Annotated in this window: 20 protein-coding genes and 1 pseudogene; 5 read left to right on the top strand and 16 right to left on the bottom strand. The window is 41.3% G+C overall.

Annotation, left to right across the window (positions count from 1 at the left end):
* Nucleotides 1-229 precede the first annotated feature (229 nt).
* Nucleotides 230-1,057 (top strand): flagellar hook-basal body protein, encoded by an 828-nt coding sequence (locus tag CQA49_RS04555; RefSeq protein ID WP_115574789.1) that lies wholly within the window; start codon nt 230-232, stop codon nt 1,055-1,057.
* A 48-nt stretch (nt 1,058-1,105) separates the two neighbouring features.
* Entirely contained in the window at nt 1,106-2,587 is a 1,482-nt protein-coding gene (gene bioA / locus CQA49_RS04550; RefSeq protein ID WP_115574788.1) for an adenosylmethionine--8-amino-7-oxononanoate transaminase, read from the top strand.
* Nucleotides 2,588-2,623: 36 nt separating this feature from the next.
* Here bioA and CQA49_RS04545 read toward each other — a convergent pair whose 3' ends face one another.
* The 8 genes and pseudogenes from CQA49_RS04545 to dnaA all read right to left on the bottom strand — a co-directional run bounded on the left by CQA49_RS04545 (nt 2,624) and on the right by dnaA (nt 15,361).
* Entirely contained in the window at nt 2,624-3,037 is a 414-nt protein-coding gene (locus tag CQA49_RS04545; protein WP_115574787.1) for a hypothetical protein, read from the bottom strand.
* 235 nt (nt 3,038-3,272) lie between these two features.
* The gene (gene groL, locus CQA49_RS04540; protein ID WP_115574786.1) at nt 3,273-4,904 is read right to left on the bottom strand and encodes a chaperonin GroEL; all 1,632 of its coding nucleotides are present in this window, start codon (nt 4,902-4,904) and stop codon (nt 3,273-3,275) included.
* A gap of 38 nt (nt 4,905-4,942) precedes the next feature.
* Nucleotides 4,943-5,209: pseudogene (gene groES, locus CQA49_RS04535) on the bottom strand (co-chaperone GroES); the annotation flags it as partial.
* Between the two features lie 198 nt (nt 5,210-5,407).
* Nucleotides 5,408-7,351 carry an RNA polymerase sigma factor RpoD gene (rpoD, locus tag CQA49_RS04530; RefSeq protein ID WP_115574784.1) on the bottom strand — a complete coding sequence of 648 codons (1,944 nt, stop codon included), beginning with the start codon at nt 7,349-7,351 and terminating at the stop codon, nt 5,408-5,410.
* 234 nt (nt 7,352-7,585) lie between these two features.
* A complete protein-coding gene (polA, locus tag CQA49_RS04525) occupies nt 7,586-10,300 on the bottom strand; it encodes a DNA polymerase I (RefSeq protein WP_115574783.1) in 2,715 nt (904 codons plus the stop codon).
* A gap of 6 nt (nt 10,301-10,306) precedes the next feature.
* Complete coding sequence (gene gyrB / locus CQA49_RS04520) at nt 10,307-12,631, bottom strand: DNA topoisomerase (ATP-hydrolyzing) subunit B (RefSeq protein WP_115574782.1); 2,325 nt, start codon at nt 12,629-12,631, stop codon at nt 10,307-10,309.
* A gap of 71 nt (nt 12,632-12,702) precedes the next feature.
* Complete coding sequence (dnaN, locus tag CQA49_RS04515) at nt 12,703-13,773, bottom strand: DNA polymerase III subunit beta (protein ID WP_115574781.1); 1,071 nt, start codon at nt 13,771-13,773, stop codon at nt 12,703-12,705.
* Nucleotides 13,774-14,035: 262 nt separating this feature from the next.
* Nucleotides 14,036-15,361 (bottom strand): chromosomal replication initiator protein DnaA, encoded by a 1,326-nt coding sequence (gene dnaA / locus CQA49_RS04510; RefSeq protein ID WP_115574780.1) that lies wholly within the window; start codon nt 15,359-15,361, stop codon nt 14,036-14,038.
* Nucleotides 15,362-15,465: 104 nt separating this feature from the next.
* Here dnaA and ruvC point away from each other — a divergent pair, with 104 nt between their 5' ends.
* Complete coding sequence (ruvC, locus tag CQA49_RS04505; protein ID WP_115574779.1) at nt 15,466-15,936, top strand: crossover junction endodeoxyribonuclease RuvC; 471 nt, start codon at nt 15,466-15,468, stop codon at nt 15,934-15,936.
* Between the two features lie 25 nt (nt 15,937-15,961).
* Here the strand turns inward: ruvC and CQA49_RS04500 are convergent, their stop codons facing one another.
* Genes CQA49_RS04500 through CQA49_RS04480 form a run of 5 tightly spaced genes read right to left on the bottom strand, consistent with a single transcriptional unit; the run spans nt 15,962 to nt 19,543 of the window.
* Nucleotides 15,962-16,750: a hypothetical protein gene (locus CQA49_RS04500; RefSeq protein WP_115574778.1), complete on the bottom strand. Its 789-nt coding sequence runs from the start codon at nt 16,748-16,750 to the stop codon at nt 15,962-15,964.
* A 16-nt stretch (nt 16,751-16,766) separates the two neighbouring features.
* Nucleotides 16,767-17,063 (bottom strand): YciI family protein, encoded by a 297-nt coding sequence (locus CQA49_RS04495; RefSeq protein ID WP_115574777.1) that lies wholly within the window; start codon nt 17,061-17,063, stop codon nt 16,767-16,769.
* Between the two features lie 44 nt (nt 17,064-17,107).
* Nucleotides 17,108-17,920 (bottom strand): metal ABC transporter permease, encoded by an 813-nt coding sequence (locus CQA49_RS04490; protein ID WP_115574776.1) that lies wholly within the window; start codon nt 17,918-17,920, stop codon nt 17,108-17,110.
* A gap of 13 nt (nt 17,921-17,933) precedes the next feature.
* A complete protein-coding gene (locus CQA49_RS04485) occupies nt 17,934-18,743 on the bottom strand; it encodes a metal ABC transporter ATP-binding protein (RefSeq protein WP_115574775.1) in 810 nt (269 codons plus the stop codon).
* Nucleotides 18,743-19,543, bottom strand: coding sequence for a metal ABC transporter solute-binding protein, Zn/Mn family (locus tag CQA49_RS04480; protein WP_258864189.1), 801 nt, complete (start codon nt 19,541-19,543; stop codon nt 18,743-18,745). Before CQA49_RS04480 ends, CQA49_RS04485 begins: the two co-directional genes overlap by 1 nt.
* 146 nt (nt 19,544-19,689) lie before the next feature.
* On the opposite strand from CQA49_RS04480, the gene CQA49_RS04475 reads away from it, so the two are divergent.
* Nucleotides 19,690-20,925, top strand: coding sequence for an asparaginase (locus CQA49_RS04475; RefSeq protein ID WP_115574774.1), 1,236 nt, complete (start codon nt 19,690-19,692; stop codon nt 20,923-20,925).
* A gap of 15 nt (nt 20,926-20,940) precedes the next feature.
* Nucleotides 20,941-22,200, top strand: a complete 1,260-nt coding sequence (gene rmuC / locus CQA49_RS04470) for a DNA recombination protein RmuC (RefSeq protein ID WP_115574773.1) — start codon at nt 20,941-20,943, stop codon at nt 22,198-22,200.
* 43 nt (nt 22,201-22,243) lie between these two features.
* Here the strand turns inward: rmuC and CQA49_RS04465 are convergent, their stop codons facing one another.
* The 3 genes from CQA49_RS04465 to CQA49_RS04455 are packed head-to-tail and all read right to left on the bottom strand — an operon-like array spanning nt 22,244 to nt 26,486.
* Entirely contained in the window at nt 22,244-24,553 is a 2,310-nt protein-coding gene (locus CQA49_RS04465; RefSeq protein WP_115574772.1) for a hypothetical protein, read from the bottom strand.
* A 35-nt stretch (nt 24,554-24,588) separates the two neighbouring features.
* Nucleotides 24,589-25,428 carry a rod shape-determining protein MreC gene (gene mreC / locus CQA49_RS04460; protein ID WP_115574771.1) on the bottom strand — a complete coding sequence of 280 codons (840 nt, stop codon included), beginning with the start codon at nt 25,426-25,428 and terminating at the stop codon, nt 24,589-24,591.
* Between the two features lie 23 nt (nt 25,429-25,451).
* Nucleotides 25,452-26,486: a rod shape-determining protein gene (locus CQA49_RS04455; protein WP_115574770.1), complete on the bottom strand. Its 1,035-nt coding sequence runs from the start codon at nt 26,484-26,486 to the stop codon at nt 25,452-25,454.
* Nucleotides 26,487-26,513: the final 27 nt, after the last annotated feature.

Here is a 26,513-nt window from a genome sequence, read left to right as displayed (position 1 = left end):
CCACTTAGATTCTTTATGCTTTCTTTTTTGCAGGGGGACAAGGGGGCTTGAATTGCGAAGTCGCTCCCCTTATCCCCCTGCACCCCCAAACCCCCGACAACGCTTTTTAAGGGTTACGCTTGCGCGTAACTTGAATTCCTTAATTCCATTTTATTTGAATTTTGCATCACAAAATTCTAGGAATATTTTTTGCATTACCAAACATAAACAAAGCCAAAAGGAGCGCGGAATGCAAAGCGGATACTACAACACCACCGGCGGTATGGTAACGCAATTTAGCCGCTTAGATATCATCTCAAACAATCTTGCCAACCTCAACACAAACGGCTTTAAGCGCGATGATGTGGTGATCGGCGATTACCTGCGCTTGTATCAGACGCATAAGCACCAACTGCCCATTGAGGGGCAAACGCGCGAGGCGGCGAAGTTCCTTAACCGCTCGCTTGATCGCGTGCCAATTATCAGCGAGGAATACACCGATAGAAGCTCTGGGACTATGGCGCAGACGGACAATGCGCTTGATTTCGCTTTGCAAGATTCTAATGCGTTTTTTGCGATTTTGACACCGGAGGGCGTGCGCTATACGCGCGATGGGAGCTTTAGCATTGATAGCAATGGCGCGCTTGTGAGCAAGGAGGGCTTCCCTGTGCTAAGTCGCAATGGGATAGATTCTCAAGGTGGGATAATGCTCGCGCAAGGGCAGAATCTCGAAGCGGATAAAAGCGGAAATCTCTATCTGCGCAACATTAATAACGATACAATCGGTGAAATCGCGCCTATAGGGGCGCTTGCGGTGGTGAGCTTTGAAAATCCGCGCTATTTGAAAAAAGTCGGTAAAAATCTCTATGAATACCCAGATGAGCGCCTAAATGAGCGCAAAGATATAGGAAATAGCGTAATGCAGGGCTTTGTGGAGAAAAGTAATGTCAATGCGGTGCGCGAGATGACTTCGCTCATTGAGACAAATCGCCTTGTGGATATGTATCAGCGGGTTATGCGCTCGCATATGGACGATCTCAATAGCGAGGCGATTACCAAACTTGCGGTGCGCGCGTGAAAAGCGCTCATTTGGATTTTAGGAATTTTAAAAAATAGAGAATCTGCGATGGAAAATTTTAGAGATTCTGCGGTGAATGCTAATTCTCAAAATTCTGCCTTGCGCGCGCGTGATTTGGCGCATATTTGGCACCCATGCACGCAAATGCACGACCATGAAAGCACCTTCCCACTTATCCCAATTAAGCGCGCAAAGGGCGTGTATTTGTATGATTTTGATGGGAAAAGTTATATCGATTGTGTTTCAAGCTGGTGGGTGAATCTTTTTGGGCATTGCAACGACTATATAAGCCAAAAACTAAGCGAGCAGGCGGGGGATTTGGAGCATTGCATTTTCGCGGGCTTCAGCCATGAGCCAATCATACGCCTTTCTCAAAGGCTGTGCAAGAAACTGCCAAAAGGGCTGGAAAAGTGCTTTTACGCGGATAATGGCTCAAGTGCGATTGAAGTCGCGCTCAAAATGGCATATCATGCAAGGGTGCTTGAAAATCCACAATTTGCAGAAAGTTTGGAATCTGCACAGGAAACGCCCGCCTTTATCTCACTGCAAAATGCCTATCACGGCGAGACTTTGGGTGCGCTAAGCGTGGGAGATGTGGGGCTATACAAGCAGACTTATAAGCCACTTTTGCTAAAAAATATCGCTATCCCAATGCCACGCACGCTCACAGGTTACCAAGATGATGGGGTGGGATGCGCGGATTCTGGGGATTTGCTGGATTCTAGGGATTCTGACGCGCAAGATAAAGCACAAAACACCGCGCAAGATAGCGCGCAAAATGCCGTAAGCTATGAAGATTCTCTTGCGTTTTTAGAATCCACTCTCGCGCAAAATCCGCATATTGTCGCCTTTATCATCGAGCCACTTTTGCAATGCGCGGGCGGTATGCAAATCCATGCGCCAAGCTTTGTGGCGCGGGCATGTGCGCTGTGTAAAAAATACGGCGTGAGGGTGATTTTTGATGAAATCGCGGTGGGCTTTGGTAGGACAGGCACGCTCTTTGCGCTTCAAGCTTGCGGGGTGGTGCCCGACTTCCTAGCACTTAGCAAGGGCATTAGCGGGGGGTATTTGCCACTTTCGGTGGTGGTGACAAGTGATGAGATTTACAAGCTTTTTTATGCGCCTTATAGCGAAAATAAGGCGTTTTTGCACTCGCACTCCTACACTGGAAATGCGCTGGCGTGTGCGTGTGCGAATGCTGTGCTTGATATTTTTGACACGCAAAACGTGCTAGAAAATAATAAAATCCTAAGTCGCCACATTTGGGAAAAAGCGCAGAATCTGCGTGAATTTTCATATGTCAAAAACTTGCGCCAAAGAGGCATGGTGTGCGCGTTTGAGATAGATTCCAAAAATCCGCGTAAAGGCATAGAAGTCTATAACAAAGCCTTGCAAAAAGGCTTGCTCCTGCGTCCGCTAGGCAATACAATCTACTTCATGCCCCCTTTTGTGATAGAAAAAGGGCAAATTGAGCTTGTCTTTGAGGGGATTAGGGGGATTTTGGGCGATCGCGACTTTTTGGATTCTTAAATTTTTAAAATCCAAAAAATTCTACTTCTATAAATTCTACTTTTTACCCTTTGTATTTTTTGGCTTTCCACAAACTTTTGCCACCCTTTGCTCTTGTGTATCTGTAGTAGCGCCAAGCTGGGATAGAACTACATAAAAATAAGGCTCCACATTTTCGCAGTATTTAAAGTTGTTGAGCTTCAAATTTTTGTGCTTGCTAAGCTTTTTTTCAAGTGAAAGCATCTTGCTTTCTAACTCATCAAAGCCCGCCATGCCTTGCACCATCGTTAGCGTAGTCTGCCTAAGCGTTTGCGCGGTATAGGGATTATCGCTTGTCTGCGCATTTGCCTCATTCCTCGCAACTAAACAAATATCCTCATCTTGAATATGTTTATTGCAGTATTCCTCGATATTTTCAGCATAACCAAACGCGCCTAAAAATGCCATAACAAGAAAAAATCTCACCAACATAGTTTGTCCTTTTATTGATATTTCCGCGGATTTGCGAAGGCTGGATTATATCTTAAAATCCAATAATATGCTAAAGGAATTTGTATTTGAAAAGCGAGAATCTATACACCTAAGGATTTTAAAGAGTAAAAATTTACTTAAAGAGTTTAAGGAATGAGATTTAAGAAGCGCAAAGAATTTTCATTCAAGGCGCTTCTTAAAAAGATTTAATAAAATTTAAAGGTGCAATGTAAAATTACATCATACCGCCCATGCCACCCATTCCGCCCATGTCTGGCATTGCTGGAGCTGGCTTGTCCTCTTTGATTTCGTTAATTGTCGCTTCTGTAGTGAGAAGGAGGCTTGAAACTGATACAGCATTTTGCAACGCAATGCGTGTGACTTTAAGCGGATCAATAATGCCTGCTTTAAACATATCCACATACTCGCCCTTGCTTGCGTTAAAGCCGATTGTATCCTTGCTTTTTTCTACTTCATTCACCACCACACCAGAATCAAAGCCTGCGTTTGTTGCGATTTGCGCCAAAGGTGCTTTAATAGCGCGCTTGATAATGTCATAGCCCACTGCTTCATCACCTTCTAGTTTAAGCTTGACTTTTTGCGCTGCGTGGATAAGTGCCGCACCACCGCCGATTACGATACCTTCATCAACTGCTGCTTTAGTCGCAGAAAGCGCATCATCAACGCGATCTTTTTTCTCTTTCATCTCTACTTCTGTCGCCGCGCCTACTTTGATAACAGCCACGCCACCGCTAAGCTTTGCTAGGCGCTCTTGGAGTTTTTCTTTGTCATAGTCACTTGTGGTGTTGGCGATTTCTGTTTTGATTTGCGCGATTCTATCTTTCACTGCTTGCGCTTTGCCCTTGCCATCAACGATTGTTGTGTTATCCTTATCAATTACGATGCGCGCTGCCTGTCCTAGATCTTGCAAGCTCGCAGCTTCTAGCGTTTTGCCTAACTCTTCGCTGATAACTTGCCCGCCTGTAAGGATTGCGATATCTTGGAGCATTGCTTTTCTTCTATCGCCAAAGCCCGGTGCTTTCACCGCAGAGACATTAAGCACACCACGGAGTTTATTCACTACAAGCGTTGTAAGCGCCTCACCCTCGATATCTTCAGCGATGATAAGAAGTGGCTTGCCGCTTTGCATTGTCGCTTCTAATAAAGGAAGAATCTCTTTCATGCTTGAAATTTTCTTGTCTGTCAAAAGCACATAGGCATTTTCAAGCTGTGCTGTCATTTTTTCGGTATTTGTCACAAAATACGCTGAAAGATACCCGCGGTCAAACTGCATACCCTCAACCACGCTAAGCTCATCGTTAATACCCTTTGCCTCTTCAACGGTGATAACACCATCTTTGCCTACTTTTTCCATTGCTTCAGCGATGAGCTTGCCCACTGCTTCATCAGAGTTTGCAGAGATTGTCGCAACTTGCGCGATTTCAGAGCCACTCACTTTTTTGCTACCTTTTTTAAGCTCCTCTGTGATTGCCTCTGCTGCTTTGTCCATACCGCGTTTTACCTCAACAGGATTTGCGCCTGCTGTAATATTGCGCAAACCTTCTTTGAAAATGCTATGCGCCAAAACGGTGGCTGTAGTCGTGCCATCGCCTGCTGCGTCGGCTGTCTTGCTCGCTACTTCTTTCACAAGCTGTGCGCCCATGTTTGCGATAGGATCGGCTAGCTCAACTTCCTTTGCCACGCTCACACCATCTTTTGTAATCGCTGGTGCGCCATAGCTTTTTTGGATAAGCACATTGCGCCCGCGTGGTCCCATTGTCACCTTAACAGCGTCATTAAGCTGCTTAATACCCTCATAAAGTTTGTTTCTTGCTGAATCTGAAAAGTGAATTTCTTTGTTTGCCATGATTTACTCCTTATGTAAGTTATGAATATTTATTTTTCTAGGATTCCTAAGATATCCTCTGCCTCTAGGACGATGAATTCTTTCCCATCAAGCTTGATTTCGCTACCTTTGTATTTCTCAAACACAACGATTTGCTTTTCTTTAAGGTTTGAAAACTCCTCTTGCGCCTTTTTACCAATAGCTTTGATAATGCCTGTAAGTGGCTTTTCCTTTGCATTATCCGGGATAATAATGCCTGAACTTGTCTTTGTGTCCTCTTCTTGTCGTTCTATAAGAACTCTTTTCCCAAGTGGTTGAAATTTCATACTATCTCCTTAGAATTATGTAGATTGCTAAAAATTAGCACTTAAGTTTCTTAAGTGCGCGAATTTTAATGGTTTTTATTAAATAAGTCAATATCTAATAGTAAATGAATAAATAAAATTTAGCCAAATAGACTAAACTTTATTAAGTGCTCAAGTCACAAATTTTCAAATTTCAATGAAAATAAGCGCAACAAGATTCTATTCCTCAATGTAATTCTTAAGCTTTCTGCCGACTTTTGGGTGTTTGAGCTTTTTAATCGCACTAGATTCTATCTGGCGCACGCGCTCACGCGTTACATTAAGCTCTTTGCCAATCTCCTCTAGCGTGCGATCACTCTCATCATCAAGCAGTCCAAAGCGCATGCGGATAACCGCCTTTTCCCTGTCATTGAGCTGCTCTAGCACCTCATCAATTTGCACTTTTAAATCCTCTTTTAATATAAAATCCATCGGTCCCACCGAGCTTTTATCCTCCACAAAGTCCCCAAACTTCCCATCATCATCATTGCCAATAGGCGCTTCAAGGCTTATAGGCTCTTTGGTGATTTTGATGACATTTTTCACCTTATCCACTGGCAAGCCCACTTCCTCTGCGATAAACTCCACATCTGGTTCTTTGCCATTTTCTTGTATGTATTTACGCATGATTTTGTGGATTCTATTAATCGTCTCAATCATATGTATCGGAATGCGTATTGTGCGTGCCTGATCGGCTATCGCGCGTGAAATCGCCTGCCTAATCCACCAAGTAGCATAGGTTGAAAATTTAAAGCCCTTTTTGTACTCAAACTTATCTACAGCTTTCATAAGCCCAATATTGCCCTCTTGTATCAAGTCCAAAAACGGCAACCCACGATTTGTATAGCGCTTTGCGATACTCACCACAAGGCGCAAGTTTGACTTTGCCATTTTAGCTTTTGCTGTGTCAGAGATATTTTTTCCGCGCTTTATTTGCTCTAAAATCTCTTTTAACTTTTCAGGCTCTAGGTTAAAGCCCCCCTCACTTGCTTCTTTTGTTTGAAAAAGCTTCTTTAGTTCCACATACACGCTTACCATTGTCGTTTCTGGCACGCTTGCAGCGATTTCATCGCGACTCATATTTGTGATATTTGCGAGAATCTTTTGGTGATTTTGTATCAGCGTTTCGTTAAATAATGGCAGTTTGTATTCAAGGCGCTTAAGCTCTTTTTCAAAGCCATTGCCACTTTTTAGCGTGTTTTCCATCGCTTTTACAAGCTCATTTATGAGCTTACTTGTCGGTCCTAAGTCAAGCAATCTGCTTTTAAGAATCTGCTTTTTATGCGCCAAAAGTAAGATATATACAAGCTCATCTTCATCAGCCTTTGCGTTTTCCTCTTCAGAATTTAGCACTTTGAGCCAATCTTTTTTAGCCTTATCAAGTGCTTTGAAGTTTTCTAGCACCTTTTCGATGCGCTTTTGATCCTTTTTACTAATGACTTTTTTTCCTGTATTTTCCTCATCATTTTCAATCTCTTCTATCTCATCGCTTTCCTCTTCGCTTTCATCTTCTTCATCGTCAAAACTTTTGAAAAGCTCTTTGACACGGCGTTCTCTATTAATCAGCGCATCTTTATAATCATAAATAAAATCAATCAAATATGGCACAGAGCAAATCGCATCTAAAATCGTGCTTTCCCCTAACTCGATTTTTTTTGACAAGTCGATTTCCTCTTCCTTTGTCAAAAGTGGAATCTGCCCCATCTCGCGCAAATACATTCTCACCGGGCTATCGCTTCTGCTCCATTCTAATAACTCGCGCTCTTTGGTGAAGTCAAACTCTTCCTCCAACTCCTCATCTAAAATCTTTTTGCGCTCTTCTTGGGATTTGATTTTATCCTCGATATTGAGCTTTTTTGCCGCTTCAGAGGAAGAAAGCAGTTCTTTTTTATACTTTTTTGCCATATCGCGGATTTTTTTTACCTGCGCGCTTGTTGGGGCTTTGGTGAGAATCTGCGCGATTTTTTCATAAGTAATATAGCTGCTCTCCTCTTCTTTGAAAAAGGATTCTAAGCTTTGCATAGCTTCTTTTGTTTTTTTATTTTGTTTATCAGCGCTTTTGCCTTCGTCATTTAAATCAATTTCTAATTCTTCATCAGTAAAAATGTCATTTTGCTTTGCCATTGTCGTGTCCTTTCAAAAAGTTTTTAGTCCTCAAAATCGGCGGATTTTGTAAATACTTTAGAGAATCCATTCCTTAAATTGTATCGTCTCCGCGGAAGTAAATTCCGCTTCGTCTCCGCTTCGCGTTCATACTCAACCTTTTTTGGTTGCTAAGGTTGTAAGATTCTATTGCATTGGTTAAATTCTAGGGATTCTTTGTAAAAATTGCAACTCCTATTTTTTAATACTTTACAATCATTTTAAATCCGCCCAATTATCGCCTATGCTTACAGAGCATTTTAGCGGGACTTTGAGCGTGTAAATGGAGTTCATCAAAGATTCTATCTCTGGGATAAAATCCTGCGCCTTTTCTTTTGGTGCTTGAAAAATCAACTCATCATGCACTTGAAGTAACATTTTAAGCTCGCTATGCTGGTATTTTTTGTAAATTTCATACATACAAAGCTTAATCAAATCCGCCGCGCTTCCCTGAAAAATGCAATTTATCCCCTCGCGCAGGTAATTTGCCTTCATAAACTCCGTCGCATTTTGAAAGTCAAAATACCGCCTGCGCCCTAGAAGTGTCTGCGTGTAGCCATTTTCTAACAAAAGTTCTTTTTGCTTTGAGAGATAATCTTTCACCGTTGGGAAAAGCTCAAAATAGCTATCAATATATGCGCGCGCTTCTTTAAACTGAATCTTAAGCGTTTGAGCAAGCTTCTTAGCACCCATACCATAGATAAGCCCGAAATTTATGCTTTTTGCGATGAAGCGCTTTTGCTGGGCTTGAGATTCTCCAAAGAGCCTAAGCGCGGTTTCATAATGGATATCCTTATCCGCCCTAAAAGCCTCCAAAAGATGAGAATCCTCGCTAAAATGCGCCAAAAGTCGCAATTCTATTTGAGAATAATCAACGCTTATAAGCTTGCAATTCTCCTGTGCGATGAAGCCTTCACGCACCTTGCGCCCATATTCGCTCCTCACAGGGATATTTTGCAGATTTGGCGCTTTTGAGCTTAGTCTTCCAGTCACTGTGCCGGTTTGCAAAAACGAAGTATAAATTTTATGCTCGCTATTTTGTTTGGCATATTTTAGCAGCGGCTCTACATAGGTATTTTTGAGCTTATTCATCTCTCTATATTCAAGCAGGCAGGAAATCACAGGGTGAGAATCCACGATATTATTAAGCGTTTGCTCATCTGTGCTTAAGCCTCCTTTCACACTGCGCCCACTTTGCAAGCCAAGCTTGTTGAAAAGAATGTTTGAGAGCTGTTGGGGGGAATTGATATTAAAATTCTCGCCCACATAGTCATAAATCTTGTAAGTAAGGTTAGTAAGAATCTTCGTTAGGCTTACATTGAGTTCCTCAAAAAGCAAAGTATCAATTTTAATGCCTTCCATCTCCATTTGCGCCAAAACATGTATAAATGGGAATTCTAGCTTCCTTGCAAGCTCTAAAATGCTTTCTACTCCTCTTTTTTTGCATTCAGATTCTAATCGTTCATACAAGCAAAATGTCGCCACAGCATCTTCTGCAGCGTATTTCCCCGCGATTTCTAAATCAATATCCGCAAAAGTTTGCTTCTTATCCACCACCTCATCAAAACTTAGCATTTTGTAATCAAACCACTGCAACATTTGTTTATCAAGTCCTACTGGCTTTGCACTATCAAAAAGCCATGCAAGCACCATTGTATCGATAATCTCACCTTCTGGCTTAATCCCAAAATTCTGCCAAATAAGCGAAATGTCAAATTTAAGATTATGCCCGATGATGGTGTGAGTGAATATTTTTTTAATCGCCTCTTTTGCCACTTCCCACGGCATTTGCGCGCCAACGCCTAAATAAGTATGCCCGATTGGCACATAATAGCCTTTTTGAGAATCCATACAAAAGCTAAAGCCAACGATATGCGCTTCCTTTGTATCTAGCCCATCAGATTCTGTATCAAAGCCTAGCAATTGCCCCTCTTGCAGAGAATCTAGCAAAGCAAAAAGCCGCTCTTTGGAAGTCACCACTTCCCATTCATACACAAAGTTTTTTCGCAATTCCTCAGCCTCTTTCAATGCCTTATCAAGGGACTTTTTGGGCGTAAAATAATGAAACTTTGGACCTTGTATCTTTGTCAAAATGCCATTAAAATCATATTCATGCAATTCATCAACAATCCTTAAAAGCGGATTTTCCTTTGGCATCGCACACACGCGAAAATCCACATTAATATCAATATCTTTGACAAGTGTGACAAGCTGCTTTGAAAGAAAAGCATCTTCTTTAGAATCTAAAATAACCTTCGCTAAGCGTGGTGTTAGCACCTTTTCAATCTCATCACTGCGCGCATACATAGATTCAATATTGCCAAAATGTTTGATAAGCTTGCACGCACTTTTTGAACCTACACCCTTTACGCCCACGACATTATCGCTACTATCGCCCACCAAACTTTGATAGTCGATAAACTCACTGGGCAACACGCCAAACTTTTCCTCGCATTCATTTTCTCTAATCTCTATTTTTTTGATCGGATCATAAATGTAGGTGTGGGAATCTATAAGCTGATAAAGATCCTTATCATGGCTAATGATGCATACATCTAAATCTTTTGCATGTGCTTTTTGCGCCACACTTGCGATGATATCATCAGCTTCATAGCCTTCAATGCTAATGTTTAAAAAGCCCATTTGCTTAATCCACTCAATGGCAATTGGCAGCTGCAAGAGCAAATCTGGTGGGGCTGGCTGGCGGTTTTGCTTATAGCGCGGATCGAGAATCTTACGACGATTTGTCCCCTGTCCTTCAAGTGCGAAAATAATATAATCGCACTGCCCAGCTTTATAGAGGGAATTAAGCAAATTACAAAATCCCAAAAGTAAGCCTGTGGGGAAGCCTTTTTTATTTTTTAGCGGAGGCAGGGCAAAAAATGAGCGAAAAAAAAAGCCAAAAGTATCAATGATGGTGATAGTTTTCATGCAATCCTACACATCAAGGTGCTTGACATCTTTTGCGTGGTTTTGGATATACGCCCTTCTTGGCTCTACCTCATCTCCCATGAAAAGTGTGAAAACCTCATCTGCGCTTATATCATCTTCTAAGCTCACGCGCAAAAGTGTGCGGTTAGCTGGCGTCATTGTTGTTTCCCATAGTTGCTCGGGATTCATCTCACCCAAACCTTTATAGCGCTGGATATACGCATCTTTTTTCGCGCTAGATTCTATTTCTTCAAGTAAGGCGATCATATCTCTATTTTTCAAAAATTCTAAATCCCTTTGCTTGATTTTTTCATAAATAAAGCGCGCTTCCTTATACAAACTATCATGCCACAAATTTTCATTCACTTCCAATTCTACCAAGCCTGTGCGCGTTTGTACATAGAGTTTGAGAAAATCTTGCGTGATGACTTTATTAAGAATATTATATTGCTTTGTGTGTAAAAACTCCTCTATATCTTTGTAGAGTTTTTGATAATCATCAGTTTGTAAATGCGGATTTTCAATAAGGTATTTCGCAACTTCTATCATAGAATGGCGCTTTTCAAGCTCTTTTAAGATAAAGCGATAATGTGAGATAAATTTGAGAATCTCCAAAAGCTCGGCATTTCCTACACCTTCAAAGCTAAAATTGCTAATGCCATTTTCGATGAGATATTCACTCAATGCCTTCTCATCTTTGAGATAAATTTCTTTTTTACCCTTTTTAAAGCGATAGAGTGGCGGTTGAGCGATATAAATATGCCCATTTTCAATAAGAGGCTTCAAATAGCGGTAGAAAAATGTCATCAAAAGCGTTTGTATGTGGCTTCCATCGACATCAGCATCTGTCATAATGATGATTTTATGATAACGCAATTTTTCTAGGTTAAATTCCTCACCAATCCCGCACCCAAAGGCTGTAATCATATTTTTAATCTCATCACTTTTTAAAATCTTATCAAGGCGCGATTTTTCCACATTGAGAATCTTCCCTCTCAGTGGCAAAATCGCTTGATAGCCTCTATCGCGCCCTTGCTTTGCACTACCCCCTGCAGAATCCCCTTCTACCAAATAAATTTCAGATTCTGCTGGATCTTTACTCTGACAATCAGCTAATTTCCCCGGCAATGTCCCAACAGAAAAGCCCTCTTTTTTACGCGTTAAATCACGCGCTTTTTTGGCTGCCTCGCGCCCGCGTGCCGCCATTATGGCTTTTTGCATGATAGCTTTTGCATCATTTGGATTCTCTTCGAAAAATTTTGAGATTTTTTCATAAGTGAGCTTTTGGACAATTGGCTTGACAAAGGAGCTTCCGAGCTTTCCTTTTGTTTGCCCTTCAAATTGTGGCTCAATGACTTTTGTAGAAATAATCGCCACCAAACCTTCGCGCACATCATCGCCTGTGACTTTAGAATCTTTCTCGCGCGCGTTTGCATTTGCATCAATATACGCCATAATCGCCCTGCTTAGCCCCGCACGGAATCCCGCCTCATGCGTGCCACCCTCTGGCGTGCGGATGTTATTTACAAAGCTTAGCACCTTTTCATCATAACCATCATTGTAAGCTAGCGCGATTTCGACCTCGACTTCTTGCTCCAAAGTCTCAAAAGTGATGATTTGCGAAACAAAAGGCTTGTGATTGAGATCTTGGACAAATTGCAACAATCCACCTTCAAAATGATAAACTTCCTCAAATGCGCTGCGTTCATCATAAAAGCTGATTGTGACATTTTTATTTAAGTAAGCGATTTCTTTGAAACGGCGCGAAAGCGTCTCTTTATTAAACTCCAGCACTTCCATAATTTCAGAATCTGGGAAAAATTCTATCGTTGTCCCGCGCTCATTTGTCTGTCCGATGATCTCTAGCTCTGTTTGTGGGATCCCTTTTGCAAACTCTTGGCGGTAAATATTGCCATCTTTTTTGATTGTCATAATGAGCTTACTTGAAAGCGCATTCACCACCGACACGCCCACACCATGCAAACCACCAGAGACTTTGTAAGAATCTTGATCAAATTTCCCCCCTGCGTGCAAAACGGTTAAAACAACCGTCGCGGCGGGCATATTTTCCGTTGGGTGCATATCTACGGGGATTCCGCGTCCATTATCTTCAATAATCGCACTTCCAGATTCTGTCAAAGTCACTTTGATATGTGTGCAGTAGCCTGCCATCGCTTCATCGATGGAGTTATCCACCACTTCATAAATCATATGGTGCAACCCGCCTATATTTGTATCACCGATATACATTCCCGGGCGTTTGCGCACAGCTTCAAGTCCCTTGAGGACTTTGATACTACTTCCTTTGTATTCTTTTGGTAAATCTTGCATATGTTCCCTTTAGTTAGTTTTCAAAGCTTTAGAATCTTTCAAATTTAGGGGATTGCCCCCAAAGTGTGGGTTTAAAGAATAATTGGCATAATGATGGTGCTGAAATTATTATCAATAAGCGTTATTGGCATATTTGTTTCATTGAGTGCGAGGGTAAATTTCGCGCTATCAGTTTGTTTAATAAAATCAATCAAATACCTAGAATCCACCCCAAAAATAAATTCTTCAATGCCTGTGTTGAACTCCATCTGCGTAGAGGCTTTGTGATTTTTATCACTCATAGATTCAAAGAGAATCTCATTTGGCTGGAGATTAATTTTGATTTTATCAGAAAGTGATTTGACGACATTCACAGCTTCTAAGAAAGCATCTTTTGGAAGCTCGATAGTGTTTTTAAACTCTTTTGGAATGATCTTTTCATAATCTGGATATTTTCCGCTGATAACTTTGCCAAAGAAAGTAAATTGCTCGCATTTGGTGATAATATGCGTTTGGTTATAAAAAATTTCTAACTCTGTTTCTTTCTTTGCAAGTTTTAGAATCTCACTAATTGAGCGCTTAGAGATGATAAGTGCAAGGGTATTGATGCCTTGACTTTCATGTTTTACGATTGCTAGGCGTCTTGTGTCTGTCGCTACAAAGTTGAAAGAATATTCTTTAATATCAATCAATGCGCCGTTAAGTTCGTATTTTGGGTTATTTGTATCTACAGCAGAATTGATTTTTTCCATAGAATCTAAAAACTTAAAAGATTCTATATGCAATTTTTGATTTGCTTCATATTCTGGCAGGCTTGGGAATTCTTCGACATTATACATTGGCAAATCAAGCTTTGAGCGTCCTTGCTTGATAAGAAGCGTGTCATCTTTTGCTTCTAGCGTGATTTCCCCATCTTTGAGATTCTGAATAAAGCGTAAAACATCTCTTCCATTGGCTGTAGCTTTGCCTTCTTGCTCGACTTTTGCTTGAATCTGGGCTTGCAGAGCGATTTCATAATCTGTAGCTTTGATGATGAGCGTGTTATTTGCAAAGCATTCAAAGTAAATATGTGCAGTGATTTGGGACATATCCCTTTTTTCTAAAAAATTCTGGCAATTTGAGATGATATTTTCAAATGCAGTTTTTTCGACGCTAAGTTTCATTGCAACTCCTTGTGTGGCTTATTATTAAAATCTTTTAGTAGTTAGTAGTAGGCTTAGTGAAAATGTGAAATCTCGCTTTCTTTTTCGTATTTTAGGGCATTTTTAGCTTCTAAAATTTTCACATAAATTTTGAGTGTTTTTCACATTTATTCACTTCTTTTTAAACCTTACTTTAAACTTTCTAGCTTAAAGATTCTTCAAATGTTAAACATTTTAAAAAGATGTAGCGGGCATTATAGCTCATTTTTATTTGCGAGTTGCTTTAAACTTCGGAAATATTGTTATTTTTTACTTTATTTTTGATTTCTTCAACGATGTTTTTGAGATTCTCATCGACTTTGATTTTTTCTTTGATATTTTTAAGTGCTTTGCTTATAGAGCTGTGATCTTTCATATTGAGCTTGTTTGCAAGCACAGGCATAGAATTAAGCGTAAGTGTGTGTGCTAGATAGATAACAATGCGCCTTGCATACGCCACGCGTTGGCTTTTTTCTTTTGAAGTGATTTCACTTGGCTTGATATTAAGTTCCTTTGCCACGACATTTATAACCTTATCGATAGTGATATTTTCTTGTGTTTCTTTTTGGTAGGACTTTACAAGGCTTTTTGCGATATCAAGTTTTGAGCTGTTTGGATTGAGATTTGATTGCAGATTGATATTATGCAAAATCCCAACAATTTGGCGGATATTATCAATCTTTGTCGCAATGTAGTTTATTGTTTCAGAATCTAGGCTCACAGAGTTCATCTCGCATTTTGTTTTGATAATTTCGATTTTAGTTTCAAGCCCAGCATTTTCAATCTGCACAATAGCACCAGATTCAAAGCGAGTGCGTAGGCGCTCTTCTAATCCGCGGATTTTGCTTGGTGGCTGATCACTTGTAAGCACGATTTGTCCATTATTTTGCTTGAGTTCATTAAAGGTGTGAAAAAACTCCTCACACACATATTCTTTTCCACCAAAAAACTGCACATCATCGATAAGCAAATAATCACAAGTCCTATAATTTTTGCGGAATAAATCCATCGCACGCTGCGTTTTGCGCACATTGAAATCATTTAAAAACTGCTCGGCTGTCACATACATCACAACTTTATTATTTTTTACCACAAAATTTGTAATGGCATTGAGCAAATGCGTCTTCCCAACGCCTGTTTGTCCATAAATCAGCACAGGATTATAGCTTGCTTGGTGTTCGCAAATAGTTTTGGCAATAAGTAAGGCATTTTTATTTGAGCTTCCCATTACAAAATTTTCAAAAGTCTCACTTTCGTTATAATTTGCCAAAGTATTTGATTGTATTTTTTGTGGTGTTTTATTGTTTTTTAAACTTTTCACATTTTGTTGGGTTTCTTTTAAAAGTATGTGAATTTCTGGCTGAATTCCTGTGATTTTTTCCGCGCAAAGCTTGAGTTTTTCAATATAATTTGTCTCTATCCAGCTTGCGATAAAAATATTTGGTGCATAAAGCTCGATTAAGTCCATTCTATTGGAATTTTCATCATATTTTAAAGGTTCAAAATAGCTCTTAAATTCGTATTCTGAAATCTCTGTTTTTAGCTGATTTAAAACCTCAACAACATACATTTTTCCTCCTTAGAATCCTTATGAAATTTTTCACCAAAAGCTGTGAATAACCTGTGAAAAAAACGCGTTATAATAGATGAAAAATCTTTTAAGTTGGATTAAAAATGAATATTTTAGGTATCGATCCGGGGACAAGAAATTGTGGTTATGCAGTTTTGCGCTTTGAAAATCGCACTCTTAGGCTCCTTGAAGCGGGGTTTATTAAGATTAAAACGCGTATTTTGCAAGAACAAATTGTCGAGCTTATCGAAGGCTTAGAAATCGTGCTACAAAGCCACAAAATCGATGAGGTGGCGATTGAAGATATGTTTTATGCTTATAATCCGCAAAGTGTGATTAAACTCGCGCAGTTTCGTGGGGCGCTGAGTTTGAAGATTTTGCAAGATTTTGGGAATTTCGCAGAATACACGCCTTTGCAGGTGAAAAAGGCACTTACCGGGCATGGTAAAGCTGATAAAAGCCAAGTAGCCTTTATGGTAAAGCGTCTTTTAAACATACAAGGAGAAATCAAGCCCCTTGATATTACAGATGCGATGGCTGTGGCAATCACGCATTCACAACGCCTGAAGGCTTAAAAATTAAATTAGATTTAAGAATAAATTAAAAAATCTCTGTATTTTCCAAACTTCCGCCTTGCTCGCTATTAAGAGAATCTTTATCTTGTAAGATTTGTAAATCTTGATTCTGTAATAAATCCGCATTTAGCGGGATTTTGAAGCTTTGTAAGAGTTTAAATGCACCATCTTCAAGCACATACGCACTAATGGTATAAAAATCCGCATTTTTGCTCTCCACGCCCTTCACCCACAAAAGCGCACTATTAGCCCTTGAAAGCACTTCTAAGTTAAAAGGCGCGCTCACTTCTTTATAGCTTACAGGCAATTCTAGGCTTTCACCATTTCGCATATCCACCACGCCTAGGATGATTTCGCCAATGTTTCCTTGCAATTTATACACGCCAAAATTTCCAGCATATTCGATAATGCCCTTTTTAAGCGCCTCTTGCGGACCACCTTCGCAATTCACACAACTTTCATCTGCGCCAAAAAGCGTGCCCTGATAGATATTTGCAGGATAATCTTTAAACTGCAAAATTTTATGCTGTTCGTTAAACATTTCAAGCTTAATATCCCCAGTCTCCACATAAATAGAATCTTTAGAATCTTGCGCGTTTGTGCTGTTTTGCGCTTCTTGTGTGCTAGTTTGCTCTGTATTTTGAGAATCTTGTGGATTCTCTATTTGTGGATTTTTAGAATCCGTAGATTCTACAATGCTTTGCTGCGATGAATCTAAAGAAGTTTTTTGCAATTTTAAAAGCTCTGAAATACCTATGCCAAGTCCCATTCCAACAAGCACAAGAAGGAAAAAACTAAGATTTTTCTTATTCATTGTGAGATTCCAACTTTTAAGCTAAGAAATCTTTCAAAATTTCCGCGTGCAACACGGGGCTAAACTCGATAATCTCATATTTTGCGAGGTTATGTTGAGCATAAGGATCGTTTTTTGTGAAAGCTTCCGCACTTTGCTTGTTTTCAAAATGTCCTAGGATAAGCCCGCCAACGCGTGGATTCTGCGGACCTGAAGCGAGCAAAAAGCCAGCCTCATAGCCTTTTGCCAAATATTCCCTATGCAGTGGCAACACCGCCTCTATCTCTTCTATAGGCTTTGTGTAGGTTACGATAATGCAAAAAAGATTTTTCATTGCTAAGCTCCTTAGTTTTAAGAATCTGAAATTTTAAAAATCCATTATGCCCTAAGTTTATAAAAATTTTTCAATGCTACGCAGATTCCAAAGGCGATTGAAGCGATGATGATAATACTTGCGCCACTTGTGAGATTGTAAAAATAGCTCACAAAAAGCCCAGAGACGCAAAAAAACGCGCTTAAGAGAATAGAGCAAAAAATCATCGAGCCTAGGCGCTTTGTGAAATTTTCAGCGATAAAGCAAGGAATGCTTAAAAGCGCGATGACTAAAATTAGCCCAACCGCGCGGATACTAAGCACGATGCAAAAAGCTATCATAATGATAAGCAGATAATAAAATGCGCGCGCGCTCACGCCTTGAAGCTTTGTAAATTCATAATCAAAGCTAAGCGCCTCAAACTGCCGATAAAAGCATAAAATAAGCACAATAAACACGCCATCGCACACGCCCAAAAGCACCAAATCACTAGGCGCAATGGCTAAAATGCTCCCAAACAAATAGCCCATAATATCGCTCTTATATCCGGGCGTCAAATCAAGCAAAATAAGCCCAAAAGCCATGCCAAACGCCCAAATCACAGCGATGATATTTTCACTCCTATTTGGGTAACGCTGCATGACAAAGCCCACAAAAAGTGCGAGCAAAAACGTCCAAACACTCACACTCAAAAGCAGTGGCAAGCCAAAATAAAACGCCACACCAATGCCACCAAACGCGCCATGTGTGATACCTCCAGCTAAGGAAACAAGCCTATTTATCATCGCAAGCGCGCCCACAATCCCGCATGCAATACTTGTCAAAACCGCGCAAAGTAGGGCATTTTGGAAAAAGCTAAATTCTAAAATTTCAAGCATCGCGTTTGTTCCTTTATTTTTTGGGTGTTTTTGAAGGTTTGGGCGGTAGAGAATCTCGCACTTCTTGCGTATTTGGCGTATGCGTGCATTCACAGCTATTGAGGCTCATTTCTATGTCGCAAAAATGCTTATGTGTGCTACTTAGATGCTTGAGAAATTCAAGTTTTTGCGCTTCTTGCGTGTTTTGGTGCAAGAAAAGCTCTTTATTAACATAGGCGATTTTTTCGGCAAAGCTTAGCACCAAATTTGTATCGTGGCACACGATGACAACGCCAATATCCCTTTTTTGCAAGGATTTTAGCAGTTCAAAAATTTGCAATGCATTTTGCAAATCAAGGCTTGCTGTGGGCTCATCTAAAAGCAAAAGCTTGCATTCCCTGCAAAGTGCGCGCGCGATAAAAACCCTCTGTCTTTGCCCCATGCTTAAATCACTGATTTTGCGCTCGCTTAGATTTTCCAGCCCAACGCTTTTTAACGCCTCAAACGCGGCTTTTTTGTCCTCTTTATCATAGAATCCAAAGCGTTTTTTCCCCACGCGCCCCATTAGCACGACTTCAAGCACGCGCAGTGGGAAGTTTGCGTTTGCCTGCGTGCTTTGAGGCACATAGCCAATTTCTGCAATCTTGCAATTTAGCGCTATTTTTCCGCTTTGTAACTTTGGCGGGATAAGCCCCAAAAGGAGCTTTAAAAGCGTGGATTTTCCCCCGCCATTTGGTCCGATGATGGCTAGAAAATCCTTGCTCTCATACGCCAGATTCACATTTTGCAAGACGCATTCGCGCTCATAGGCAAAGCTAAGATTGTGTATGTTAAAAAGTTGCATTATTTAAGCGCGTTATGCAGAATCTGCGCGGTGTAGAGTAAGTCAGAAGCCCAATTTGCACTCAAATAATCAATTGAAACAGCTTCCACTCGCCATTCTTTTACAAGATTTAGCACGACAACCTGCGGGAATCCCACCTGCACGAAAATGATAGGTATATTTTCCTTTTTTGCAGTTTTGGTAATTGCGGCTAGCTCGCGGGGCTTTGGCTCTTTGCCATCGACTTCTATAGCGACTTGCTCTAAATTATACCGACTAGCAAAATGCCCCCAGCTAGGGTGATAGACGATAAATTTCTTGCTTTCTAGTCCGCTTAAAAGCGCTCTTATTTGAGAATCTAGTATATCAATTTCACCCAAAAACACCGCAAGATTCTTTTCATAAAACGCGCGATTTTGCGGGTAGAGTTCGCTTAGCGTTTGTGCGATGACTTTTGCTTGCTCTTTAACCAAAATCGGATCAAGCCAAGTGTGCGGGTCGCCTTTAAGCGTGTCTTGCGCATTTAGACGCACTTTTTTTACTTTTGTAGATTCTAGCCTTTGCACTAGCTGGCTTTCAAACTCCAAATCCCCAACAAAATACACCGCGCTTTTTTCCAAATTTATCATCGTTTGGGGCTTGAAATCAAAGTTGTGCTCATCAGTGTTTGGCGGAATGAGGACATTTACTTCCACGCTTTCCCCTGCGATTTTTTTGACAAAATAGCTTTGTGGCGGGGTACTTACACTAATGATTGGCTTAGCAGAATCTAGCGCAAAGCAAAGCGCGGTGAGATTTAAAAAAAATAAAATTCCTCGCATATATTCTCCTAAAAATTGTGGTGCAAAATAGCAAAAAAGTCGCAAAAATAGGCTAAAAATGGGTGAAAGTATAGCAAAAAATCCCAAAAAATTTATGCTACACTTTTGAGCTTGAAAGTGAGAATCTCTTAAGGAATTAATTTTTTATGCTAGACTTTTCAAAAATCGCGCTTATCACCACAGGTGGCACAATTGCAGGCGTTGCCAAAGAAACCACAAGCACGCGCTATAGCCCAGCTGTGCTAAATGGCGAGGCTTTATTGCAAGCTCTTTTTAGCACTTTACCTTTTTTTGAGAATCCACCTTTTTCTGATAGCCCGCTTAAGGACATGCTTGAAAATCCCCAAAATAACGCGCAAGCACCTAATTTGCCAAAGCTTTTTGAGTTTGGCAGTTTTGATAGCGCAAATGTAGATGATGAAACATTGCTTTCACTCGCGCGCTTTGTGGAAAATGTGCTAAAAAATGGCACGCAAGGCGATGAGGCAGTGAGTGAGGCGGCGGTGGGTGAAGCGATAGAAGGTGTTATCATCACGCATGGCACGGATTCTTTGGAAGAGAGCGCGTTATTTTTGGAGCTTGTTTTAAACGCACAAAAGCCAGTCATCCTCACAGGCAGTATGCGCGCTAGCAATGCGCTAGGAAGCGATGGTGCGCGGAATTTGTATAATGCGTTTTTGCTTTGTAAGCATTTGGTGGATTTGCAAAAAAGTGCGCAAAATATGACAGAATCTAAAAGCACGCAGATTCTGCCAGCACAAGGCGTTTTCATCACTTTGGGAGATTCTATCTTTGCGCCATTTAATCTTATGAAATTCCACACTTTAGACACAAACGCATTTGAGCAAAGTGGGGCGATTGGGCGCATTGTAGATTCTCGCGTGTTTTTTTCATACGCAAAAAAGCCCTTAAATCAGGCATTGAGAGAAAGTTTTGCCCTCACGCATTTGGGAAAATCCCTACCAAAAGTGCAGATTCTCTATTCTCATCAAAATGACTACTGCGCGCTATTGGCGGCTTTTTTATTTACGCAAGGAGTAAGGGGCATTGTCATCGCTGGAATGGGCAATGGAAGCTTGAATGACAGAATCTTAAGCGCGCAAGAAAAAGAGGCTTTAGCAAAGATTTTACCAGATTTTGCCTCGCTCTGCGCACAGAAGGAATTGAGACAAAAAGAGGTTTTGGAGTTTTTGCACGCGCGCGGGCTGGTGATTGTGACAAGCTCGAGGGTGCCTTTTGGCGTTACGACACAGCGCAATTTTTTAAGCGCATGGAATTTCAACCCTCAAAAAGCCAGAATCTTGCTTATGCTTTTACTACATGCGCGGGATTCTCACGCTTTAGAGGAGTCGCACTTTCAAGAGATTTTTTACGCGTTTTAGACTTAGGAGGTTTGAATGGTTTGGATTTATCTTGTGCTTGGTGCTTTGCTTTTTGGCGCGATTTTAGGGCTCATCATCGCGCTTTTCAAGCTCAATAACACGAAATTTGCGCTTTTGCAGCATAAAAAGGATTTGGAATTTTGCACGCAAAAAGCCAGCGAGTTAGAATCCCTTGTGCGCTTGCATAAAGATGAGCTTGCGTTAAGCGCGCAAAAGCTTCAAGCCACTTTGCAAGAAAATGCCACGCTAAAGGCGAATTTGCAGGCACAAAGCGCTTACACGCAGAATCTAGAGCAAAAATATGCTGAAAATCTTAGCACGCTAAAAAGCCAGTTAGAAAAGCAGTTTTTAGCCCAGCAAGAAGCACTTTTGAAGCAAAGTGAAATAACGCTTAGCAGGGATTCTAAAAAGATTTTGGATGAGGTTTTCACGCCTTTAAAGCACAATATCGAGCACTATTCTCAAAAGTTGGGTGAAAATGAGGCGCGTATCGAAGCAAATATCACAAATATGTTTAACTCAAGCAAGCTTATGAATGAAAACGCTCAAAAGCTCGCTCAAGTGCTAAAGGGCGACAAAAAGGCGCGCGGGAATTTTGCGGAATTGCAACTAAAAAGCGTGCTAGAATCTAGCGGGCTTATTGAAGGCGAGCAATACAAGCTCCAAGAGCATTTCAAGCTTGAGGGCGAGCATTATTACCCTGATGCGGTGGTGTATTTGGATAAACACAAAAGCATCATTATAGATTCTAAGTTTTCTTTGCCAAATGACTTTAACTTCGAGCAGATTGATGAGAGCGTATGCGCGCAGTTAGCAAGCAACCTCAAAGCGCGTATTGATGAGCTTGCTAAAAAGCCCTATGTGCGCTTTGAAAGCCATACTTATGATTTTACGCTACTTTTCATCCCTTATCAAAATATTTTGGATTTAGCACTGGAGTCAAATAGCGCGCTGTATGCGTATGCATATAATAAAAAGGTCTATCTCACCACGCCAAACACGCTATTTATGGCGCTTAAGACGATTGCGATTTCGTGGCAGCATATCGATAGCAACCAAAAGGTGCTAAAGGCATTTGAAGAGATTGGGCTGTTTTATGATAAGTTCGCGGGCGTGATAGAGGATTTTGAAGCCATCCAGCGCAATGCCGAGACGCTAAATAAAAGCATCGATCGCATGGAGACAAAGCTCATCGGCAAAGGCGGGCTAAGCTCACGCGCAAGCAAGCTAAAAGAGCTCGGCGCCAAAACGCAAAAAAGTATAGAGGTTTTGTAGGATTCTAAAATATTTTAATTTGTCTTAAAATAAGCGCTTGTTTTTAAGAATCTTTGTGCGCGATAAGCTCTAAAAACACCTGAACGCCGAGTTTTTCACGCACAAAGTCCCAAATTGCGCGCTCTTGCAAGCTATAGGCGCGCAAGGATTCTAGCACCTGCAAAGAAGCATCCAAAATCGCGCGCGCCTTTGTCAAATACTCTTCCTCGCTAAAAGCCACCAAAGGGCCAGCATAGAGAAACTTCTGCAATTCCTGCGTGTTTGTTGGCTTTTGTGGAAGCGCTATAAAATCCGCATCTTGCGTGCTTTGTGCCGAAAAATTTGAAAATGTAGAATCTAAAGAAGTGGAATCCAAAAACTCCTCCAAAGTCGCGCGGTGAGAATCTACCCAAGATTCTATCCTTTTGGCGCGTATCCCTTTGTTTTCCGCACTTAGCGTGAGCGCGATACCGCCTTTTGCGACATACTCGATGCGACTTTCGCCCTGCTCCAGCGGAAAACTATCAAGCCACACATCAATCAAATGCCCATATATCGCGCTATCCACAAAGCCTTCAAAGGAAAAATGCGCCTGCAAAGATTTAAGCTCTTGCCCGAGATTTTCATCCCGCAAAGCCTTAGCTTGCGGATTCTCACCCTGCGCCTGTGCTAATTCCCAAAACCCCTCATCTATCATTGCGCGCACAGCCTTCTCATTCCCGCCACCACAGGCAAGATAAACGCACTCTTTAGATTCCCGCATAAGGCGTAAAACCACGCGCAAATAGGGCTTTGAAGTGATTTTCACCAAACGCCCGATAGTGCCTAGCCTTTTTGTAGGGAAATGCGCTTTAAGCACCTCTAATGCGCGCAAGGAAGCCTCATCCAAAGGCGGATTATAAAATTGAGAATCCATTTTCACCGGAATCCCAACAAAGCGAAATCCCTCATGCACCACGCTTTTTTGCGCGTTGCAAATATGCGTGGCACGCGCATCTATGCCTGCGATGTCATAGACAAAATTCCCATGCGAGTAGTAAATCTGCCTTTCACACGCTCGAATGCTTAGCAAAAAATCGCTTATCCCATAGCCATTGTTTGGGCTTAAAAGCACCTTTACGCCGTCATTTTCAAGCTGTGCGAGGAGCAAAAGAGCTTTCAAAAAATGCGAGTTATAAAAGCCCTTCGCGTTTTCAATCTGCGCGATATTACAGACTTCCACGCCCAAAGATTCTAAGCTCTGAACGAGCTCTGGGGCGTCTGTGGATTTTTCCAACAAGCCCATATTATAAATTTTCAAACGATAATGCTTTGAGAACGCCTCATTTTCTAGGAGATTCTTAAAAAGCGAATATTCGACTTTGTAGGGGGAATTTTCGACGATTCTATCTTTGAGAATGGCAATAATTGGGAGATGGGAATCTGATTGATTTTTGGCGCTATTTTGTGCGTTTTGCGCGATAATCTCTGGGGTGTATTCCAAAAGCTGGCTTTTTAGCGGAGCAAAAAGCGCATAAATTTTCGCGCCCTCTTTGTCAATCTCTTTATTGAAATCGCGCCATTGCGCCTGCGTGTGAAAGCTATTGCCACAAATATGATAGATGAAAAATTGCACATACAGTGCCTCATCAAGCCATTCTAGCGCGTTTGCAATGTTTTTGGAATCAAGGGCTTGCTTTGTGCGCTCTAAAAGCGCGTAAAACACCTCGCGCCACGCAGGATAAAGTGTGAGCCAATCAAGGTTGTTGAAATACCCTTCCACATTCCAAAAGCAATGCAGCTGCCAATTAAAAAGACTGCGACGGCGCATTTTTGAAAGGTTAAGACAATTTTTTAGCGCGCCTTGCATACTTTGTAAAAAAAGCGCAAAATCCACACCAAGCTTTGGGAATCTCTGCAAAATAAAATCTGAAAGATAATCCCTTTGTGGCACATTTATATCAATCAAACTCACATGCGCGATAAAAAATTCCATACCCTCACGCGCGCTACTAGCAAACATCTTGCAAAGGCTTAGAATCTGCAGAAAAAGGATATTTTCCACCTCGCTACTTTGAGGATCAAAAAGCAAAGGGCTAAGATTTTGCAAAAAAACTTCAAAGGCTGGGTTTGGCTTTGGGTTTGCCTCGCATAGAAGCGCGAAAAGATTGAGATACTCAACCTCGCAGATTTCGCCATTAAGCAATACATTTTCTATGCAAGAGGCAAATTGCGCGCATAGGTTTTTAGCGCGTTCATTTTCCTGCGTGCAAAAATGCTTAATCGCGCTTGCTGGGATATTTGCAAGGGCTAAAATCGCCTTATCAAGTTTGTGTTTGTTTGGGTTTTGTAAGAGAGAAAAAATCTCTGCAAACTGCGCTTTTATTTCGTCCATTAATTAATTTGCTCGTCCATTAATTTGCTCGCGCATTATTGAGAATCCTGATTTATTTGACTAAGATCAATTGCCCACATATAACCACTTTCTTCATTTTGCGCGTATGGCTCGATTTCTGCGCGCAGGTAATTATAATCCTCATAAATTGCCACAACTTCGCCCACAGCGACATTTGCGATAAAGATTCCATCAAGTCCGTTGGTATAGACGACATCGCCGACTTTGATATTCACCCATTTTGGAATGTAATTGACATTGATAAGGCGTTCATTTTGGGTTTTTTGTGAGCCATCAAGTATGCCAAGCGCTTTGGAATCGCCGATAAACACGCCATAACTGCATTCTTCAGAACCATTTAAAAAGCCCTGCAAACGCCCATTTTCATAACGCGCGATACCAAGTGCTTTGCCATTTTTCACAAGTCCTAGAAGTTTTGGGCTGGGGTTTGATGCAGAATCTGCCTGCGTTGCTTGCAATTTTTGCTTCGCTTCAGAATCAAGGGCAAGCCAAATGCGCTTGTATTCGCCCATTCTCACATATGAAGTCATAAGAGAGAGGTAAATAAAAGGCTCGTTGCTCAAATCCGTAATATTAGCAAGCGCGCGTAAGGAAGCGTTGTCGTTTTTAAGCGCGAGATTTTCTAGCGAGATTTTTTCGTAATCTTTGACTTTTTCTTTGAGAATCTCAATCTCTTTTGCCTGCTCAAAATGCCTTTTGTAGGCGTCAATAAAGCCTTGATAATTAGAGACAAAAAAGATTCTAATCTTATCGCCAAGAGAGAGAATCTGCGCCTCGACATTTTTATTAAACTCCATTGTAGCAAGCAGTGCGACAAAAAAAAGGACGATAAAAATCAGGGTTTTATAGCGCATTTCAAGGCTTTATAAATGGAATCTTAATCGATTGCTAGCTCTTCTAAGAGTTTTGGATCTTCCATAGCTTTGCCTGTGCCTTTAGCCACGCAAAGCAAAGGCTCTTCAGCCACATATACAGGTAAGCGCACGATATCAGAAAGATATTTATCAAGCCCGCGTATGAGCGCGCCACCACCTGTTAGCACGATACCATTTTCGATAATATCCCCTGACAAATCCGGTGGAAGTGCCTCTAGCACGCTTTTTAACGCATTTGCAATTTCTTTGAGCTGATCTTTCATCGCTTCTCTTGCATCTTCGCTACTAAGCTCAACGGTGTTTAGCAATCCGCTCACATTATCGCGTCCGCGCACTTGAATCGTAGGTGGATTTTCTAGCGGAGATGCCGAGCCAATTTGGAATTTAATCTCTTCTGCGGTGCGTTCGCCAATAAGAAGGTTATATTTTTTGCGCACATACTCCATTATGGCGACATCAAACTTATCGCCTGCTACCTTGATACTTTTGCTAATCACAAGCCCGCCATAAGACACCACGCCAATTTCAGTCGTCCCGCCACCAATATCAATGACAAGATTCCCTTTTGCCTCTTCAGTTTGCAATCCCGCGCCAATTGCCGCAGCCATCGGCTCTTCTATAAGATACACTTCCCTAGCGCCCGCACTTAGAGCAGATTCTTTAACTGCCTTTTTTTCCACGCCTGTAAGTCCATAAGGCACGCACACCATAATGCGCGGACGGATAAGGGATTTGCGTTTATGTGCTTCCTCAATGAAGTAGCGAATCATCTTTTCTGTCATATCAAAATCCGCTATGACGCCATCTTTCATCGGGCGGATAGCGCGGATTTTATCAGGCGTTTTGCCTTCCATTTCTTTTGCTTCTCTGCCTACTGCTAGGATTCTCCCAGAGCCACGCCTGTCGTCTTCTATAGCTACCACAGATGGCTCATTGATGACGATCCCTTCACCCTTAACCAGCACAATCGTATTTGCCGTGCCCAAGTCAATGGCAATGTCTTTTGAAAACACGCCAATAATTTTGTCCATTAGCATACAAACTCCTCGCGATGCAAAAGTAAA

Origin of the sequence: Helicobacter sp. MIT 00-7814 (assembly GCF_003364115.1) — a bacterium.
Taxonomy (GTDB): domain Bacteria; phylum Campylobacterota; class Campylobacteria; order Campylobacterales; family Helicobacteraceae; genus Helicobacter_F.
This window is presented reverse-complemented; position numbering and strand designations above follow the sequence as displayed.

What these genes read in the sequence shown, in the direction of transcription:
- dnaN (WP_115574781.1), bottom strand. Translation starts at nt 13,773, where the DNA reads ATGAAACTTAGCGTCGAAAAAACTGCATTTGAAAATATCATCTCAAAT.
- CQA49_RS04475 (WP_115574774.1), top strand. Translation starts at nt 19,690, where the DNA reads ATGCTAGACTTTTCAAAAATCGCGCTTATCACCACAGGTGGCACAATT.
- CQA49_RS04480 (WP_258864189.1), bottom strand. Translation starts at nt 19,543, where the DNA reads ATGCGAGGAATTTTATTTTTTTTAAATCTCACCGCGCTTTGCTTTGCG.
- gyrB (WP_115574782.1), bottom strand. Translation starts at nt 12,631, where the DNA reads ATGCAAGATTTACCAAAAGAATACAAAGGAAGTAGTATCAAAGTCCTC.
- mreC (WP_115574771.1), bottom strand. Translation starts at nt 25,428, where the DNA reads ATGCGCTATAAAACCCTGATTTTTATCGTCCTTTTTTTTGTCGCACTG.
- rpoD (WP_115574784.1), bottom strand. Translation starts at nt 7,351, where the DNA reads ATGGCAAAGCAAAATGACATTTTTACTGATGAAGAATTAGAAATTGAT.
- CQA49_RS04555 (WP_115574789.1), top strand. Translation starts at nt 230, where the DNA reads ATGCAAAGCGGATACTACAACACCACCGGCGGTATGGTAACGCAATTT.
- ruvC (WP_115574779.1), top strand. Translation starts at nt 15,466, where the DNA reads ATGAATATTTTAGGTATCGATCCGGGGACAAGAAATTGTGGTTATGCA.
- CQA49_RS04545 (WP_115574787.1), bottom strand. Translation starts at nt 3,037, where the DNA reads ATGTTGGTGAGATTTTTTCTTGTTATGGCATTTTTAGGCGCGTTTGGT.
- polA (WP_115574783.1), bottom strand. Translation starts at nt 10,300, where the DNA reads ATGAAAACTATCACCATCATTGATACTTTTGGCTTTTTTTTTCGCTCA.
- CQA49_RS04485 (WP_115574775.1), bottom strand. Translation starts at nt 18,743, where the DNA reads ATGCAACTTTTTAACATACACAATCTTAGCTTTGCCTATGAGCGCGAA.
- rmuC (WP_115574773.1), top strand. Translation starts at nt 20,941, where the DNA reads ATGGTTTGGATTTATCTTGTGCTTGGTGCTTTGCTTTTTGGCGCGATT.
- CQA49_RS04465 (WP_115574772.1), bottom strand. Translation starts at nt 24,553, where the DNA reads ATGGACGAAATAAAAGCGCAGTTTGCAGAGATTTTTTCTCTCTTACAA.
- groL (WP_115574786.1), bottom strand. Translation starts at nt 4,904, where the DNA reads ATGGCAAACAAAGAAATTCACTTTTCAGATTCAGCAAGAAACAAACTT.
- CQA49_RS04500 (WP_115574778.1), bottom strand. Translation starts at nt 16,750, where the DNA reads ATGAATAAGAAAAATCTTAGTTTTTTCCTTCTTGTGCTTGTTGGAATG.
- CQA49_RS04495 (WP_115574777.1), bottom strand. Translation starts at nt 17,063, where the DNA reads ATGAAAAATCTTTTTTGCATTATCGTAACCTACACAAAGCCTATAGAA.
- CQA49_RS04490 (WP_115574776.1), bottom strand. Translation starts at nt 17,920, where the DNA reads ATGCTTGAAATTTTAGAATTTAGCTTTTTCCAAAATGCCCTACTTTGC.
- CQA49_RS04455 (WP_115574770.1), bottom strand. Translation starts at nt 26,486, where the DNA reads ATGCTAATGGACAAAATTATTGGCGTGTTTTCAAAAGACATTGCCATT.
- dnaA (WP_115574780.1), bottom strand. Translation starts at nt 15,361, where the DNA reads ATGTATGTTGTTGAGGTTTTAAATCAGCTAAAAACAGAGATTTCAGAA.
- bioA (WP_115574788.1), top strand. Translation starts at nt 1,106, where the DNA reads ATGGAAAATTTTAGAGATTCTGCGGTGAATGCTAATTCTCAAAATTCT.